Origin of the sequence: Rhizobacter sp. SG703 (assembly GCF_012275445.1) — a bacterium.
Lineage (GTDB): Bacteria > Pseudomonadota > Gammaproteobacteria > Burkholderiales > Burkholderiaceae_C > Rhizobacter.
Genome location: NZ_JAAZQK010000005.1, coordinates 462105 through 476266 on the forward strand (window position 1 = coordinate 462105; position 14162 = coordinate 476266).

A 14162-nucleotide genomic window follows, 5' to 3' on the forward strand; every position below is an offset into this window, starting at 1 on the left:
GATGGGGACTACAGGCGCTGCGCGTCGACCCGCCAACCCGCGATTTGGCTGGGTTGGCAAGCCCCCACCCATCCGACGCGACGTGCTGGCGGCATGTCGATGCAGGCGCTGCGACAGCGTAGACTTTTTCACCATGGCACCCGCTGGAGGATCCGATTTGCAAGACGTGACCGTGCTCTACGTCGAAGACAACGATGACCTGCGACTGAGCATCTCGATGCTGATGGAGCAGCCCGGGCGCGCGCTGACGGCTTGCGCCAACGGCGAAGAGGCGCTGGCGCTGTGCGCCGAGAACGAGTACGACATCGTCATCACCGACGTCAGCCTGCCCGGCATCTCCGGCACCGACCTCGCGAAGCAGCTGCTCGCGAAGCGGCCGGAGCGCTGGGTGGTGCTGTGCTCGGGCTACGAGTTCGGCGAGTGGGTGCGGCAGTTCGGTCCGAACGTGCGGGCGCTGCGCAAGCCGTTCGAGCCGGAAGAGCTCGAACAATTGATGGACGAGATCAGCGCCGCGGTCAGGGACCGCGGCTGACGAGGAGAACGCCCCGCATGAAGAAGCCCGACACCACGGATCGCCTGCTGCCGAAAGCCCCGACCGGCATTGCCGGCCTCGACGAAATCACCGAAGGCGGCCTGCCGCGCGGCCGCCCGACGCTGGTGTGCGGCGCCGCGGGTTGCGGCAAGACGCTGCTGGCGGCCGAATTCCTCGTGAACGGTGCGTTGCAGCACGGCGAGCCGGGCGTGTTCATGAGCTTCGAGGAGAGCAACGACGACCTGGTCGCCAACATGCGCTCGCTCGGCCACGACCTCGACGTGCTGCAGGCCGAAGGCAAGCTCGCGATCGACCACGTGAAGATCGAGCGCAGCGAGATCGAGGAGACCGGCGAGTACGACCTCGAAGGCATGTTCATCCGGCTCGACCACGCGATCCGCCGCATCGGCGCGAAGCGCGTCGTGCTCGACACCATCGAGGCGCTGTTCTCCGGGCTGCCCAACCAGGCGCTGCTGCGCGCCGAGTTGCGCCGGCTGTTCCACTGGCTGAAGGAGCGCGGCATGACGGCCATCATCACCGGCGAGCGCGGCGAGAACACGCTGACGCGCTACGGCCTCGAGGAGTACGTCGCCGACTGCGTGCTGCTGCTCGACCACCGCATCGTCGACGAGGTCTCGACGCGCCGGTTGCGCGTCGTCAAGTACCGCGGCTCGGCGCACGGCACCAACGAGTACCCGTTCCTGATCGGCACCAGCGGGCTGTCGGTGCTGCCGATCACCTCGCTGCGGCTGGACCACCAGGCGCGCGACGAGCGCGTCTCCACCGGCGTGCGCGGGCTCGACGACATGCTCGGCGGGCAGGGCGTGTTCCGCGGCAGCAGCGTGCTGGTTTCGGGCACCGCCGGCACCGGCAAGAGCAGCGTCAGCGCGAGCTTCGTCGATTCGGCGTGCGCCCGTGGCGAGAAGGCGGTGCTGTTCGCCTACGAAGAATCCGAAAGCCAGCTGATCCGCAACATGAAGTCGATCGGCATCGACCTCGGCCGCTGGAAGGCGCACGGGCTGCTGCAGATCCATGCGTCGCGGCCGACGCTGTACGGGCTGGAGCAGCACCTGGTGTCGATGTACGACATCGTCAGCAAGACCCGTCCCGACGTGGTCGTGATCGACCCGATCAGCAACCTCGAGATGAGCGGCGCCGACCACTCGCTGCAGGCCACGCTGATCCGGCTGATCGATTTCCTGAAGCAGCAGGGCGTGACCTCGGTGTTCACGACGCTGACCCACGCCCCGGCCAACGAGGCCGTCGACAGCTCGGGGGTCGGCGTCTCGTCGCTGATGGACAGCTGGATCGTGCTGGCGAACCTCGAATTCAACGGCGAGCGCACGCGCACGATGCAGGTGATCAAGTCGCGCGGCATGCCGCATTCGAACCAGGTGCGCGAATTCCTGATCGGCGACCACGGTGTCGACCTGGTCGACGTGTTCGTCGCCGACCAGCGGGTGCTGACCGGCTCGACGCGCAAGCTGCGCGAAGCCCAGGAGCGGCGGGCATGAGCGCGGTGCGCGCGGCGGCCGCCGCGACAAAGCCGGAGTGGCAGCTGAAGCTGTACGTGGCCGGGCACACGTCCAAGTCGATGGCGGCGCTCGACAACCTGAAGCACATCTGCGAGACCCACCTCGCGGGCCGCTACTCGATCGAGGTGGTCGACCTGCTGGTCAACCCGCAGCTCGCGGCCGGCGACCAGATCCTCGCGGTGCCGACGCTGGTGCGCAAGGTGCCCGAGCCGATGCGCAAGATCATCGGCGACCTGTCGAACGAGGAGCGCGTGCTGGTCGGCCTCGACGTGCGGCCCTTGCGATGACGCAGGACACCCGCGCGCCGGACCTCGTCGACCTGCGCCTCTACGTCACCGGCGCGACGCCGGCCTCGGCGCGCGCGGTCGTCAACGCGCGGCGTTTCTGCGAAGCCCACCTGGCCGGCCGCTACCGGCTCGAGGTGCTCGACATCGGCGAGCATGTCGAGCAGGCCGCCGAGGACCAGATCGTCGCGGCGCCGACGCTGATCCGGCTGGCGCCGCTGCCGCTGCGGCGCTTCATCGGCGACCTGTCCGACGATGAGCGCCTGCGGCGCGCGTTGGACCCGGTGCGGGTGCTGCCGGCGCTCGGGGGGGCCGGATGAGCGCGGACCCGCACCTGGCGCAGCTGCTGGCCGAGAACGAGGCGCTTCGGCTGCGCCTGGACGAGGCCGACGACACGCTGCGCGCGATCCGCAGCGGCGACGTCGATGCGATCGTCGTCGGCAGCGACGTCTACACGCTCGACAGCGCGAATGCCGCCGACAACAAGCTGCGCCGCGCGGTGCTGTCGCAGATGGAAGACGCGGTGCTGGCGTTCGACGACGGCGGCCACCTGATCTTCATGAACGCCGCCGCCGAGCGGCAGTACGGCCAGAGCGCGTCGGCCCTGCTCGGCCGCAGCGCCGAAGCGCTGTACCGCGAGGTCTGGCCCGACGAGGGGCTGCGCGACGCCTGCCTGCGCGAGCTGCTCGACACCGGCGCCTACCGCGCGCGGCTGCTGCACGTGAAGCGCAACGACGATGCGATGCACGTGGAGTGCACCGTGTCGCGACTGCGCGGCGTGCAGGGAGAGCCGATGGGCCGGCTGTGCGTGATCCGCGACGTCAGCGCGCGCGTCGCGGCCGAGCAGACGCTGATGGCCGCGACGCTCGCGCTGGCGCGCCGCGAACGCGAGTTCGCGACGCTGGTCGAGAACTCGCCCGACATCTTCGCGCGCATCGACCGCGGGCTGCGCCATGTCTACGTCAGCCCGGTCGTGCAGCGCCACCTCGGCATCGCGCCGTCGGCGATGCTGGGCAAGACCTTCGGCGAGCTCGGGCTGCCGCCGGCGCTGTGCGCGCAATGGAACGGCGCGCTGAAAGAGGTGTTCGCGACCGGCCGGCTGGTGCGGCTGAACTACACGATGCGCGGCCCGGTGCCGGGCGAGCGCTTCTTCAATGCGCGGCTGATGCCGGAGTTCGGCGACGACGGCGGCGTCGAATCGGTGCTGGTGATCGCCTCCGACGTGACCGAGCAGGCGCAGATCGATGCCGCCTTCCACGAGAGCCAGGCGCGGCTGCAGTTCACGCTCGCGTCGGCGCGCATCGGCGAATGGGAACTCGACCTTGCGAGCGACACCGCACGCACCTCGCTGCGCCACGACCGCTGCTTCGGCTACGACGAACCGGTCGGCCAATGGGGCAGCCGGGTGATGCTGTCGCATGTGCACCCGGCCGACCGCGAACGGGTGGCGGCGCTGTTCCGGACCAGCGAGGCGACGCACCAGGACCTGCATTTCGAGGCCCGCGTGCTGTGGCCCGACGGCTCGCTGCACTGGATCGAGGCGCATGGCGTGTTCTACGCCGGCGAGGGCGACGCGCACGGCGCTGGCGGCCGGCTGCTCGGCATCATTGCCGACATCACCGACCGCAAGCTGGCCGAAGAGGCGCTGCACGACAACGACCGCCGCAAGGACCAGTTCCTCGCGACGCTTGCGCACGAGCTGCGCAACCCGCTGGCGCCGATCCGCAATGCGCTGCAGATCATGCAGCGCAGCCCGGGCGCAGTGGCGCAGGCGCATGCCCGCGACGTGATCGAGCGGCAGATCGGCCAGATGGTGCACTTGGTCGACGACCTGCTCGACGTCAGCCGCATCAGCCAGGGCAAGCTCGAGCTGCGGCGCACGCGCGCCGACCTGGCCGAGGTGCTGAAGACCGCGGTCGAGACCAGCCGCCCGCTGATCGATGCCGGGCGGCACGAGCTGCGCGTGCAGCTGCCGCCGGCCGGCGAGCTGTGCGTCGACGGCGACACCACGCGGCTGTGCCAGATCGTCGCGAACCTGCTGAACAACGCCGCGAAGTACACGCCGGAGGGCGGCACGATCGAACTGTCGGCGTGGCGAGAGGAAGGGCGCAATGGCAAGCTGGAGCGCGGCGACCCGGAGAACGGCGAAGCGGTGATCGCGGTGCAGGATTCCGGCGTCGGGCTGGCGCCCGAGATGCTGCCGCGGGTGTTCGACATGTTCGCGCAGGTCGACCGCTCGGTCGCGCGGGCGCAGGGCGGGCTCGGCATCGGGCTCGCGCTGGTCCGCCAGCTGGTGGAGATGCACGGCGGCAGCGTCGAGGCGCACAGCGACGGCGTCGGCAGCGGCTGCCGCTTCGTCGTGCGCCTGCCGCTGCTGGCGGCAACCTGGCCGGCGTCCGCGCCAGCCGCGGCGCTGCGTGCGCCGGTCGCCTCGCCGGCGCCGGTGGCGGTCCACACGCCGGCCGCGGCGGACGACAGGCTGCGGGTGCTGGTCGTCGACGACAACATCGACAGCGCCGAAAGCCTGGCCGAGGTGCTGGAGATGGGCGGGCACGAGGTGCGGGTCGCGCACGACGGCCCGTCGGCGCTGGCCGCGGCCGGCGAGTTCCGGCCGCACGCCATCGTGCTCGACATCGGCCTGCCGGGCTTCACCGGCCACGAGGTGGCGCTGCGCATCCGCGCGGAGGACTGGGGCCGCTCGATGCACCTGATCGCGTTGAGCGGATGGGGCCAGGCCGAAGACCGGCAGCGCTCGCGCGAAGCCGGCTTCGATGCCCACTTCGTGAAGCCGGTCGACCTGGACGAGCTGGAGGCGGTGCTGCAACAGACGCGGCCGGTGGCGGCCGCGGGCTGAACGGACGGCGGCTCAGCCGTCGGTCGCGGGGCTGTCGGCGCTCGCGCCGCCGCGGGCCTGGCGGCCGTCGCGGGTGATCACCGAGAAGCGGCCGTCGGATTCCATGAAGGCCGTGCGCACCTCGGCCAGGTTGCTGACGCCGTTCTGCCGCAGCTGCGACTGCAGGTCGTCCAGCGTCAGGAATTCTTGCCGCAAGTTGCGGTGCAGCACGCGGCCGTGGCGCACCAGCAGCAAAGGCGGCGGCTCGGCGAAGCGGCGCACGCTGTCGAAGCGGTACGAGGCCCAGTCGAGCGCCCAGTTCCACCCCATCAGCGTGAGTACCAGCACGCAGCCTTCGGCCACCGTCTCGTAGCCGCCGGCCATCGCGTTCTGCGACGCATCGGCGATCAGCACGACCAGCAGCACGTCGGCAATCCCGACCGACCCGACATCGCGCCGCAGCACGAAGCGGAACATCAGGAACAGGAACCAGTAGATCAGCGTCCCCCGCACGACGAGTTCGAGCGGCGAGACGTGGAAGCTGAACAGGTCCATGGCGGCGTGCGCGGCGGCCGGTCAGTGCGTGCCGTCGAGGCGCGCCAGCAGTTCGTCCTTGCGGGCCTGCAGCTGCTCGCCGAGATCCTTGCGGTCGAGCTTCGGCCGCACCTTCGGGAACAGCTCGTTCTGCTCTTCCTTCACATGGTGGTCGATGTACTCGCCGAGCACCTTCACCTTGGCGTCGTACAGGTCGTCGTCGGGCGAGCTCGACTGCAGCTGGGCGATCAGGTCCTTCGCGCTGGCATGTTCGACGGTGGCCTCGTCGAGCAGGTCGTCCTTCTCCTGCAGCACGTCGCGGCAGGCCGGGTAGAAGATTTCCTCCTCGATCTGCGCATGCACCGTCAGCTTGTTGCAGATGTCGAGCGCGAGCGCTTCGCGTTCGTCGGCCGGGGCTTCGGCTTTCGCAAGCTTCTCGTACTCGGCGAACAGCTTCTTCACTTCGGCATGGTCGGCGCGCAGCAGCTTGATCGCATCCGCCGCGGGCGCCTTGCGGGTGCGCGGTGCGGCGTGCGAGCGGCTCGACGTGTGGGTGGTGGCGTGGTTGGTGGGCATGAAAAGCACTCCTTGGCGATGGCTGGGATGAAGGGATGAACGCCCTCAATCTACGCACTTCAATGGCGTGCGCTGTAGGAGAAGGGCGCGAGTCGCGGTGCGATGTGAGCACCCCCCTTCGGGTACGTCGATTGCCCTGTCACGGCGCAGCGCGATCCTCTGCACCGCACGTCGCGGTGTGCCCGTGCTGCCCTGCAGGAGATCGACATGAGCAAGCCCACGCAGACCCCGGACCCGGCGTCGTCCGGCACGAAGGCGCGCAGCATCCACGATGCCGGCAGCCCCGACAGCAAGAAGGGTCCGAAGCCCGCCACCAACCCGGACGGCAAGACGCCGGCCGAGCTGCCATCGGCCGAGGCGAGCAAGGCGAGCCTGCACAAGCCGGCGCCGCCCGACCTGCAGGCCACCAAGCCGCGCCACACACCTTGACGGCGGTGACCACCATGAAGGACCAGACCCTCGAAGCCTGCCTGGCCGCGTGCCAGGCCTGCGCCACCGCCTGCCTGCACTGCGCCGTCGCCTGCCTCGCCGAGCCCGACCCGGCGTCGATGCGGCGCTGCATCGCGCTGGACCTCGACTGCGCCGACGCCTGCCGGCTGACCGCCGCCTACCTCGCACGCGACAGCAGCCACCTGGGCGACGCCTGCGAGCTGAGCGCGCACTTGTGCCGCGTGTGCGGCGACGAATGCGCCCGGCACCCGATGGACCATTGCCAGGCCTGCGCGCAGGCCTGCCGCGCGTGCGCCCAGGCCTGCGAAGCCCTCGCGGGCCGCGGCCACCTCTGACTTTTCTGCGAGCACCCATGCCCAAGACACCCCCGAAGACCTCCGCCGGCAAGCGCCGCCCGATTCCGCCGAGCCCGGCCGGCCAGGAGCGCCAGGCCGTCGAAGTGCAGGCGCTGGCCGCGGCGATTCCGTTCAATGTCAACAAGCCGAACGAGATCGGCCGCGACAACGCGATCGCGCCGCCGGTCGGGCAGCGCAGCCAGCGGGCGTCGGTGTCGACCGGCGCCGGCACGCTGAGCGAAATCAACGACACCGGCAAGACCGGCGACGGCGGCGACGACGCGCCGTCGCACGACGGCTTCGGTTCGCTGCAGCGCGTGCGCGCGGATGCCGGCGGCGAGGTGCTGACGACCAACCAGGGCGTCGCGGTCGGCGACAACCAGAACTCGCTGAAGGCGGGGCTGCGCGGCCCGGCGCTGCTCGAGGACTTCATCCTGCGCGAGAAGATCACGCACTTCGACCACGAGCGCATCCCGGAGCGCATCGTCCATGCGCGCGGTTCGGCGGCGCACGGCTTCTTCGAGTGCTACAAGCCGCTGACGAAGCTGACGCGCGCCGCGCCGTTCGCCGAGGCCGGCAAGCGCACGCCGGTGTTCGTGCGCTTCTCGACCGTGGCCGGCGAACGCGGCTCGATCGACACCGCGCGCGACGTGCGCGGCTTCGCGGTCAAGTTCTACACCGACGAAGGCAACTGGGACCTGGTCGGCAACAACATCCCGGTGTTCTTCATCCAGGACGCGATGAAGTTTCCCGACCTGGTCCATGCGGTGAAGCCCGAGCCGCACCACGGCATGCCGCAGGCGGCATCGGCGCACGACACCTTCTGGGATTTCGTGTCGCTGATGCCGGAGTCGACCCACATGCTGATGTGGGCGATGTCCGACCGTGCGATCCCGCGCAGCTTCCGGATGATGCAGGGCTTCGGCGTGCACACCTACCGCTTCGTCAATGCGCGCGGCGAGAGCAGCTTCGTCAAGTTCCACTGGAAGCCGCTGCTCGGCACCCATTCGCTGGTGTGGGACGAGGCGGTGAAGATCGCCGGTGCCGATGCCGACTACCACCGCCGCGACCTGTGGGAAGCGATCGAGTCGGGCGAGTACCCCGAATGGGAGCTCGGCGTGCAGGTGTTCAGCGAAGCGCAGGCCGAATCCTTCAGCTTCGACGTGCTGGACGCGACCAAGCTCATCCCGGAAGAGCTGGTGCCGTTGCAGCCGGTCGGGCGCATGGTGCTGAACCGCAACCCGGACAACTTCTTCGCCGAGACCGAGCAGGTCGCGTTCTGCGTCGCGCATGTGGTGCCGGGCATCGACTTCAGCAACGACCCGCTGCTGGCCGGGCGCATCCATTCGTACGTCGACACGCAGATCTCGCGGCTGGGCGGGCCGAACTTCCACGAGATCCCGATCAACGCGCCGCTCGCGCCGGTGCACAACCACCAGCGCGACGGGCTGCACCGGCAGACGGTGAACCGCGGGCGCGTCGCGTACGAGCCGAACTCGCTCGGCGGCGGCTGCCCGTTCCAGGCCGGTGCCGCCGGCTTCGTGTCGTTCCCGCAGCCGGTCAACGGCGAGAAGCTGCGCGGCAAGCCCGAGAAGTTCGCCGACCACTACACGCAGGCCACGCTGTTCTACGCCAGCCAGACGCCGGTCGAGCAGGCGCACATCGTCGGCGGCTTCCGCTTCGAGCTGAGCAAGGTGACGGTGCCGGCGGTGCGCGAGCGCATGGTGGCGTCGCTGCTGAACGTGTCGAAGCCGCTGGCGAAGGCGGTCGCCGACGGTCTTGGCATGCCGCTGCCGCCGCCGTTGCCGCGCGCGCTGCCGAAGCCGGGGAAGCCGGAGGTCACGGTGTCGCCGCCGCTGTCGCTGAAGGCGCGGCCGGGCGACGGCAGCATCCGCACGCGCCGCATCGCGCTGCTCGCGGCGCACGGTGTCGCCGGCAAGCCGATCGCGAAGTTGATGGCCGCGCTGCTGAAGGCGGGGGCGGTGGCGACCGTGGTCGCGCCGCGCATCGGCGCGGTGACCACGTCGGACGGTGAACCGCTGATCGCGACCGGGTCGATCGAGAACTCGCCGCCGGTGCTGTTCGACGCGGTCGTGCTGCCCGACGGCGCGAAGGGCGTCGAGGTGCTGCTCGGGCTCGGGCAGGCGCTGGAGTACGCGACGCTGACGTGGCGGCACGGCAAGACACTGCTGGCGCTCGGCGCCGGTCGCGCATTGATCGAGAAGGCGGACGTGCCGACGTCTCTGGGCGACGGGTCGCCGGACCCGGGCGTGCTGTTCGGCAACGGCGACGACAGGACGGCCCAGGCCTTCATCGCCGCGGTGGCGAAGCACCGGCATCCGCAGCGCGAAGGGGACCCGCCGCGCGTTTGAACCGCAGCCCGGATCGGCATCCGGGCTATTTGGGCCGGGGCGGCGTCAACGCGGCATCGGGCTGGCTCGAGCTGCCGGTGCGCAACTGCGCGACCGCCGCCAGCACCGCCCGCGCGACGTTGCGCGTCTCCTGCTGGAACGCGGTGTCGGCGTCCAGCGTGTCGTGGCTGTTGTAGTACGGCTCGTAGTAGCCAAGGTAGCGGGCCAGCCGCGCACCGTCGCCGGCATCGACCAAGCCCATCCAGTCGAGCCAGTCGGCCAGCGCGTGCCGCTGCTGCTCGACGCCGGCCACGTCGCCATGCACCACCAGCCCGTAGACGCGGCCGGCGAGGTGCTTCGGAAAGTCCCAGCCCTTTTCCTCGATCGCCTTCGCCTCGGCCGCCTTCTTGCCGTGCGTGCTGGTCGGGTCCGGGTTGCCGCCGTCCGCGCAGACCATCCGGTCGATCATCAGCTTCAGCGGGCTCGGCGACTGGTACCAGTAGGTCGGCGCGACCAGCACGACGCCGTGCGCGCTGACCCAGCGCTCGTAGATCTCGGCCATCCAGTCGCTGGCCTGGTCCAGCGCGTGGTTCGGGTAGCAGCTGCACGGCCAATGGCACAGCGGCATCGCGGTGCCGACGCAGCCCTTGCACGGGTGAATGCGGCGGCCGTACTCCGAGGTCACCAGGCTCAGGTCCAGCAGGTCGGCATCGACGCCGCCGCGTTCGATCTCCTCGCAGACCAGGCGGCTCAGGCGCCAGGTCTTCGACACCTCGCCGGGGCAGGTGCCGTCGTTGCGCGAACTGCCGCACACCACCAGCACGCGCGAGCGCGTGCCGGGGTTTGCCCAGTTCGCCTGCGCGTCCTTCAGCCGTTGGTGGGTGTCGAGCCATTCCACCGCGGTGTCGTAAGCGGGGTCTGCGAACCCCGGGCCTGCCGGCCGCGTGACCGGCGACTTGCGGCCTTCGTCGACCGCGCACCAGGCGATTGCCTCGAGCCGGGCGATCGCGTCGCGCTCGCCGTCGTAGGCCGGATCGACCCAGCGCTGCCGGAAGCGCCGGCCGAACTCGTCGCGGGTCAACGGCGTGTCGGCCTGGCCGGTGCGGACCGTCGTCATCTCGGCGGACGGTCAGTGAAAGAACAGCGCGATCAGGATGATGATCGGGATCGGCACGCCGAGGAAGAACAGCAGCAGGGATCGCATCGGTGTCTCCAGTGGTGGATGAAGGGTGGGCGAACGGTGCTCACAGGTCGCGCTGGCGGCCGCCCCAGGTCGCGAAGAAGCTGGCGACGAAGGCGCCGGCCAGCAACGAGATGAACAGCCACAGCGACGCATACGCCGAGGCCTTGCGCGCGCGGTCGGCCGCGTCGCGCGCCCGGCCCTGGGCGTCGTTCAGCGCGGTCTGCAGCCGGGTGTAGGTGTCGGTGACGCGCTTCTCGGCATCGGCCTGCGACAGGCCGGTGCGCTGCGCGACCAGCTGGCCCAGGTAGCGGGTGTCGTCGAGCGGCAGCGTCGGCGCGCGGCCGCTGGCGGCGAAGATGCGGCCGACCTCGGCCAGCGGCGGCGCCTCGGTCGTGGCCGGTGCGGTGGTGGCCGACGGATCGCGGCGGAACAGCGCATCGGCGTGGTAGCCGACCGGGTCCGGCGTTGCGCCGGCCGGCGCCATCGCGACCGCCGATGCGGCGCCCATCGCTCCCGCTGCAGCGGCTGCCGCACCGCCGGCCTTCGCGCCGGTGCCGACGATGCCGCCGATCGCGCTGCCGAGCATCGCCGCGGTCGCCAGCGACGCGACCGCCCACGCGAGGAAGCCGTGCGCGGTGTCGCGGAAGTAGATCTCGTCGCCGGCGGTGTCGGCCCAGCGGGTGCGCAGGCGGCCCGCCAGGTAGCCGCCCATGCCCGACGCGGCGATCTGCGTCAGCGTGATCCACAGGATGCTGCCGACGCCGAAGGTGCTCGCGCTGACGCCGTCGCGCGCCCACGGCGAGACCGCCGACAGGCCGAGCCCGACGCCCAGGATCAGCAGGATCAGCGACAGCGCCGCGGCGCCGGCCGCACCGGCGAGCACCGCGCCCCACGACACCGCGCTGCGGCTGCCGTCGGCGGCCACCGCGACGGCCGCGGGCGCGAGAGAGGGAATGGCACGCCGGCCGGCGGGGCCGTCTTGAATGCCGACGCTGGCGACGTCTTGGTAGGCCATGGGTTCTGTCTCCTGGGTGGGCTGGCAGCACTGCTGCGACTGCGATGCCGCGATGGTCGGCGTGCAGCGAGCCGCAGTGCGTCGGACTGCGATGGCACGCGCTGTAGGAATAGGGCGCGATCCGCTGCTGCACGGCAGCACGGCAATTACAGTGGCTGCAACCCAGGAGCCCGTCATGTCGAAACGCCAACGCAGCACGCTTGCGCAACGCAGTGCCGAACTCGCCTTTGCGGTGCCGCCGGTGATGGCGCACCGCATCGCCCGCATGGCGCTGGCCGGCGCGGCCCCGTCCGAACGCGACCGCCGCGAGTTCACCCGCATGGGCGCCGAGAAGACCGCCGCGTTCCAGCAGTCGTGGATCGCGATGGCGATGCAGGGCTGGCGCGCACAGCAGGCCTTCGCGCTGTTCTGGTGGCGCGCCTGCCTGTCGCCGTGGGGGCCGCCGTCGGCACAGGCGATCGGCACGCAGCTGCAATCGGCCGCGCTCGGCGTGCTCGGCCATGGCCTCGCGCCGGTGCACCGCACCGCGGTCGCCAACGCGAAACGCCTGTCTCGAACCCGCCTGCGCTGACGATGGACGCCTTGCCGATCGCGCTGTCGTTGATGCTCGGCGCGCTGCTGCCGGGCGCGGTCTGGCTCGGCTGGTCGCTGCATTGCAGCCGTCGGCTGCACCGCAACGAACTGGCCGAGCGACGACGCACCGCCCAACTGCTGGCCGATGCCGAGGCGCGGCATGCCGAGCTGCAGGCGCGGCTCGAAGCCCGCGTCGCCGCGCGCACCGAAGCGCTGCAGGCCAGCGAGGCCCGCATGCGCACCATCTTCTCGACCAGCTTCCAGTACCAGGGCCTGCTGGCGCTCGACGGCACCCTGCTCGATGCCAACGAGACCTCGCTGCGCGGCATCGGTGCGACGCTCGAGCAGGTGCTCGGCCGGCCGTTCTGGGATTCGCCGTGGTTCGCGCGCACGCCGGGCATGCCCGAGACGGTGCGGCTGGCGGTGCAGGCCGCGGCCCAGGGCCACAGCCGGCGCCAGGAGATGCGCCTGCTGCTGCCGGCCGGCTGGCGGCAGTTCGATTTCGCGGTGCGGCCGGTGCACGACCGCGACGGCGCGGTGGTCGCGATCGTGCCGGAGGCGATCGACATCACCGAGCGCCACCAAGCGGAAGAGCGGCTGCGGCAGGCGCAGAAGATGGAAGCCGTCGGGCAATTGACCGGCGGCGTCGCGCACGACTTCAACAACCTGCTGCAGGTGATCTCGGCCAACCTGCACCTGGTGTCGCGGCTGACGCGCGACGACGTGAAGGTGATGCAGCGGCTGGACAGCGCGACCGAGGCGGTGCGCCGCGGGGCCAAGCTGGCGAGCCAGCTGCTGGCGTTCGGCCGGCGCCAGGCGCTCGCGCCGCGGGTGGTCGACGTGGGCCGCTTCATCACCGGGCTCGAGGACCTGGTGCGCCGCTCGATCGGCGAGGGCGTCGAGGTCGAGGTGATCGTGTCCGGCGGGCTGTGGCACACCTTCGTCGACCCGACGCAGATCGAGAACGCGCTGCTCAACCTGGCGATCAACGCCCGCGACGCGATGGACGGCAATGGCCGGCTGACGATCGAGGTCGGCAACGCCTTCCTGGACGACGACTACGTGCGCGGCCAGCCTGACGTGAAGCCGGGCCAGTACGTGATGCTGGCCGTCACCGACACCGGCTGCGGCATGACGCCGCAGGTGCTGTCGCAGGTGTTCCAGCCGTTCTTCTCGACCAAGCCGGCCGGCAGCGGCACCGGGCTCGGGCTGTCGATGGTCTACGGCTTCGTGCGGCAGTCGGGCGGCCACGTGAAGATCTACAGCGAGCCGGGGCAGGGCACGACCGTCAAGGTCTACCTGCCGCGCGCGCACGACGCCGACGCCCTGGCCGACGCGGCGCCCGACCCGGCCGCCGCCGGCGACGCCAGCGGCGGCGCCGAGACGGTGCTGGTGGTCGAGGACGACGCCGCGGTGCGCCGCGCCACCGTCGAGATGCTGCAGGAGCTCGGCTACCGGGTGCTGAAGGCGAGCGATGCCGACCAGGCGCTGGTCGTGATCGACGACGCGGTGGCGCACCATGCGGCGATCGACCTGCTGTTCACCGACGTCGTGATGCCCGGCCGCCTGAAGAGCCCGGAACTCGCCGACAAGGCGCGCGAACGGTTGCCCGGCATCGCGGTGCTGTTCACGTCGGGCTACGCGCAGAACGCGATCGTGCACGGCGGCCGGCTCGACCCCGGCGTCGAGCTGTTGCCCAAGCCATACAGCGCGCGGGCGCTGGCGAGCAAGGTGCGGGCGGTGCTGGACCACGGCGCGCGCATGGCGCAGTGACGATCCGCGGCACCCTGGAACAAGAAGTGTCCGCTGTCCGACAGGATCGGCACCTGACAGTTTTTGAACGACAGGTGCACGCCGTGTCGATGGCCGGCGCAAACGCAGCGCCGGCGCGGCCCGGCCGCAAGCGAGGGCTGACAAATCGCGCGCTGCGCCGGCGCGCCGGCATGGACCGCTTCTTGCCA

The 14162-nt window shown here is 70.9% G+C and carries 14 protein-coding genes; 10 read left to right on the forward strand and 4 right to left on the reverse strand.

Features of this window, described 5'->3' with window-relative positions; all coding sequences use genetic code 11:
- Positions 1 to 166 precede the first annotated feature (166 nt).
- Genes FHT26_RS12775 through FHT26_RS12795 form a run of 5 tightly spaced genes read left to right on the forward strand, consistent with a single transcriptional unit; the run spans position 167 to position 5205 of the window.
- Complete coding sequence (locus FHT26_RS12775; RefSeq protein WP_168560592.1) at positions 167 to 532, forward strand: response regulator; 366 nt, start codon at positions 167 to 169, stop codon at positions 530 to 532.
- A 17-nt stretch (positions 533 to 549) separates the two neighbouring features.
- Entirely contained in the window at positions 550 to 2046 is a 1497-nt protein-coding gene (gene kaiC, locus FHT26_RS12780) for a circadian clock protein KaiC (protein ID WP_168560489.1), read from the forward strand.
- Complete coding sequence (locus tag FHT26_RS12785) at positions 2043 to 2354, forward strand: circadian clock KaiB family protein (protein ID WP_168560490.1); 312 nt, start codon at positions 2043 to 2045, stop codon at positions 2352 to 2354. The genes kaiC and FHT26_RS12785 overlap by 4 nt, the downstream gene beginning before the upstream one ends.
- Positions 2351 to 2671, forward strand: coding sequence for a circadian clock KaiB family protein (locus FHT26_RS12790; protein ID WP_168560491.1), 321 nt, complete (start codon positions 2351 to 2353; stop codon positions 2669 to 2671). The genes FHT26_RS12785 and FHT26_RS12790 overlap by 4 nt, the downstream gene beginning before the upstream one ends.
- Positions 2668 to 5205 carry a hybrid sensor histidine kinase/response regulator gene (locus tag FHT26_RS12795; RefSeq protein WP_168560492.1) on the forward strand — a complete coding sequence of 846 codons (2538 nt, stop codon included), beginning with the start codon at positions 2668 to 2670 and terminating at the stop codon, positions 5203 to 5205. The genes FHT26_RS12790 and FHT26_RS12795 overlap by 4 nt, the downstream gene beginning before the upstream one ends.
- Positions 5206 to 5217: 12 nt before the next feature.
- Here FHT26_RS12795 and FHT26_RS12800 read toward each other — a convergent pair whose 3' ends face one another.
- Both FHT26_RS12800 and FHT26_RS12805 read right to left on the reverse strand, forming a co-directional pair.
- On the reverse strand, positions 5218 to 5739 hold the full coding sequence (locus FHT26_RS12800) for a DUF421 domain-containing protein (protein ID WP_168560493.1): 522 nt from the start codon (positions 5737 to 5739) through the stop codon (positions 5218 to 5220).
- 21 nt (positions 5740 to 5760) lie between these two features.
- Positions 5761 to 6294: a hemerythrin domain-containing protein gene (locus tag FHT26_RS12805; protein WP_168560494.1), complete on the reverse strand. Its 534-nt coding sequence runs from the start codon at positions 6292 to 6294 to the stop codon at positions 5761 to 5763.
- Positions 6295 to 6501: 207 nt separating this feature from the next.
- Here FHT26_RS12805 and FHT26_RS12810 point away from each other — a divergent pair, with 207 nt between their 5' ends.
- Genes FHT26_RS12810 through FHT26_RS12820 form a run of 3 tightly spaced genes read left to right on the forward strand, consistent with a single transcriptional unit; the run spans position 6502 to position 9451 of the window.
- Positions 6502 to 6723, forward strand: a complete 222-nt coding sequence (locus FHT26_RS12810) for a hypothetical protein (protein ID WP_168560495.1) — start codon at positions 6502 to 6504, stop codon at positions 6721 to 6723.
- 14 nt (positions 6724 to 6737) lie between these two features.
- Entirely contained in the window at positions 6738 to 7079 is a 342-nt protein-coding gene (locus tag FHT26_RS12815) for a four-helix bundle copper-binding protein (protein WP_168560496.1), read from the forward strand.
- 17 nt (positions 7080 to 7096) lie between these two features.
- Positions 7097 to 9451 carry a catalase gene (locus FHT26_RS12820; RefSeq protein WP_168560497.1) on the forward strand — a complete coding sequence of 785 codons (2355 nt, stop codon included), beginning with the start codon at positions 7097 to 7099 and terminating at the stop codon, positions 9449 to 9451.
- A gap of 25 nt (positions 9452 to 9476) precedes the next feature.
- On the opposite strand, the gene FHT26_RS12825 is transcribed toward FHT26_RS12820, so the two are convergent.
- Positions 9477 to 10547 (reverse strand): flavodoxin family protein, encoded by a 1071-nt coding sequence (locus FHT26_RS12825; RefSeq protein ID WP_168560498.1) that lies wholly within the window; start codon positions 10545 to 10547, stop codon positions 9477 to 9479.
- Positions 10548 to 10674: 127 nt separating this feature from the next.
- Complete coding sequence (locus FHT26_RS12830; RefSeq protein WP_210427360.1) at positions 10675 to 11628, reverse strand: hypothetical protein; 954 nt, start codon at positions 11626 to 11628, stop codon at positions 10675 to 10677.
- Positions 11629 to 11803: 175 nt separating this feature from the next.
- Between FHT26_RS12830 and FHT26_RS12835 the strand changes: the two genes are divergently transcribed.
- Both FHT26_RS12835 and FHT26_RS12840 read left to right on the forward strand, forming a co-directional pair.
- Complete coding sequence (locus tag FHT26_RS12835) at positions 11804 to 12199, forward strand: polyhydroxyalkanoate granule-associated phasin (protein WP_168560499.1); 396 nt, start codon at positions 11804 to 11806, stop codon at positions 12197 to 12199.
- A gap of 2 nt (positions 12200 to 12201) precedes the next feature.
- A complete protein-coding gene (locus tag FHT26_RS12840; protein WP_168560500.1) occupies positions 12202 to 13974 on the forward strand; it encodes a PAS domain-containing sensor histidine kinase in 1773 nt (590 codons plus the stop codon).
- Positions 13975 to 14162 lie beyond the last annotated feature (188 nt).

Excerpts from the sequence above, each read along its gene's own strand:
- kaiC (WP_168560489.1), top strand. The coding sequence starts at position 550 with ATGAAGAAGCCCGACACCACGGATCGCCTGCTGCCGAAAGCCCCGACC.
- FHT26_RS12785 (WP_168560490.1), top strand. The coding sequence starts at position 2,043 with ATGAGCGCGGTGCGCGCGGCGGCCGCCGCGACAAAGCCGGAGTGGCAG.
- FHT26_RS12790 (WP_168560491.1), top strand. The coding sequence starts at position 2,351 with ATGACGCAGGACACCCGCGCGCCGGACCTCGTCGACCTGCGCCTCTAC.
- FHT26_RS12795 (WP_168560492.1), top strand. The coding sequence starts at position 2,668 with ATGAGCGCGGACCCGCACCTGGCGCAGCTGCTGGCCGAGAACGAGGCG.
- FHT26_RS12800 (WP_168560493.1), bottom strand. The coding sequence starts at position 5,739 with ATGGACCTGTTCAGCTTCCACGTCTCGCCGCTCGAACTCGTCGTGCGG.
- FHT26_RS12805 (WP_168560494.1), bottom strand. The coding sequence starts at position 6,294 with ATGCCCACCAACCACGCCACCACCCACACGTCGAGCCGCTCGCACGCC.
- FHT26_RS12810 (WP_168560495.1), top strand. The coding sequence starts at position 6,502 with ATGAGCAAGCCCACGCAGACCCCGGACCCGGCGTCGTCCGGCACGAAG.
- FHT26_RS12815 (WP_168560496.1), top strand. The coding sequence starts at position 6,738 with ATGAAGGACCAGACCCTCGAAGCCTGCCTGGCCGCGTGCCAGGCCTGC.
- FHT26_RS12820 (WP_168560497.1), top strand. The coding sequence starts at position 7,097 with ATGCCCAAGACACCCCCGAAGACCTCCGCCGGCAAGCGCCGCCCGATT.
- FHT26_RS12825 (WP_168560498.1), bottom strand. The coding sequence starts at position 10,547 with ATGACGACGGTCCGCACCGGCCAGGCCGACACGCCGTTGACCCGCGAC.
- FHT26_RS12830 (WP_210427360.1), bottom strand. The coding sequence starts at position 11,628 with ATGGCCTACCAAGACGTCGCCAGCGTCGGCATTCAAGACGGCCCCGCC.
- FHT26_RS12835 (WP_168560499.1), top strand. The coding sequence starts at position 11,804 with ATGTCGAAACGCCAACGCAGCACGCTTGCGCAACGCAGTGCCGAACTC.
- FHT26_RS12840 (WP_168560500.1), top strand. The coding sequence starts at position 12,202 with ATGGACGCCTTGCCGATCGCGCTGTCGTTGATGCTCGGCGCGCTGCTG.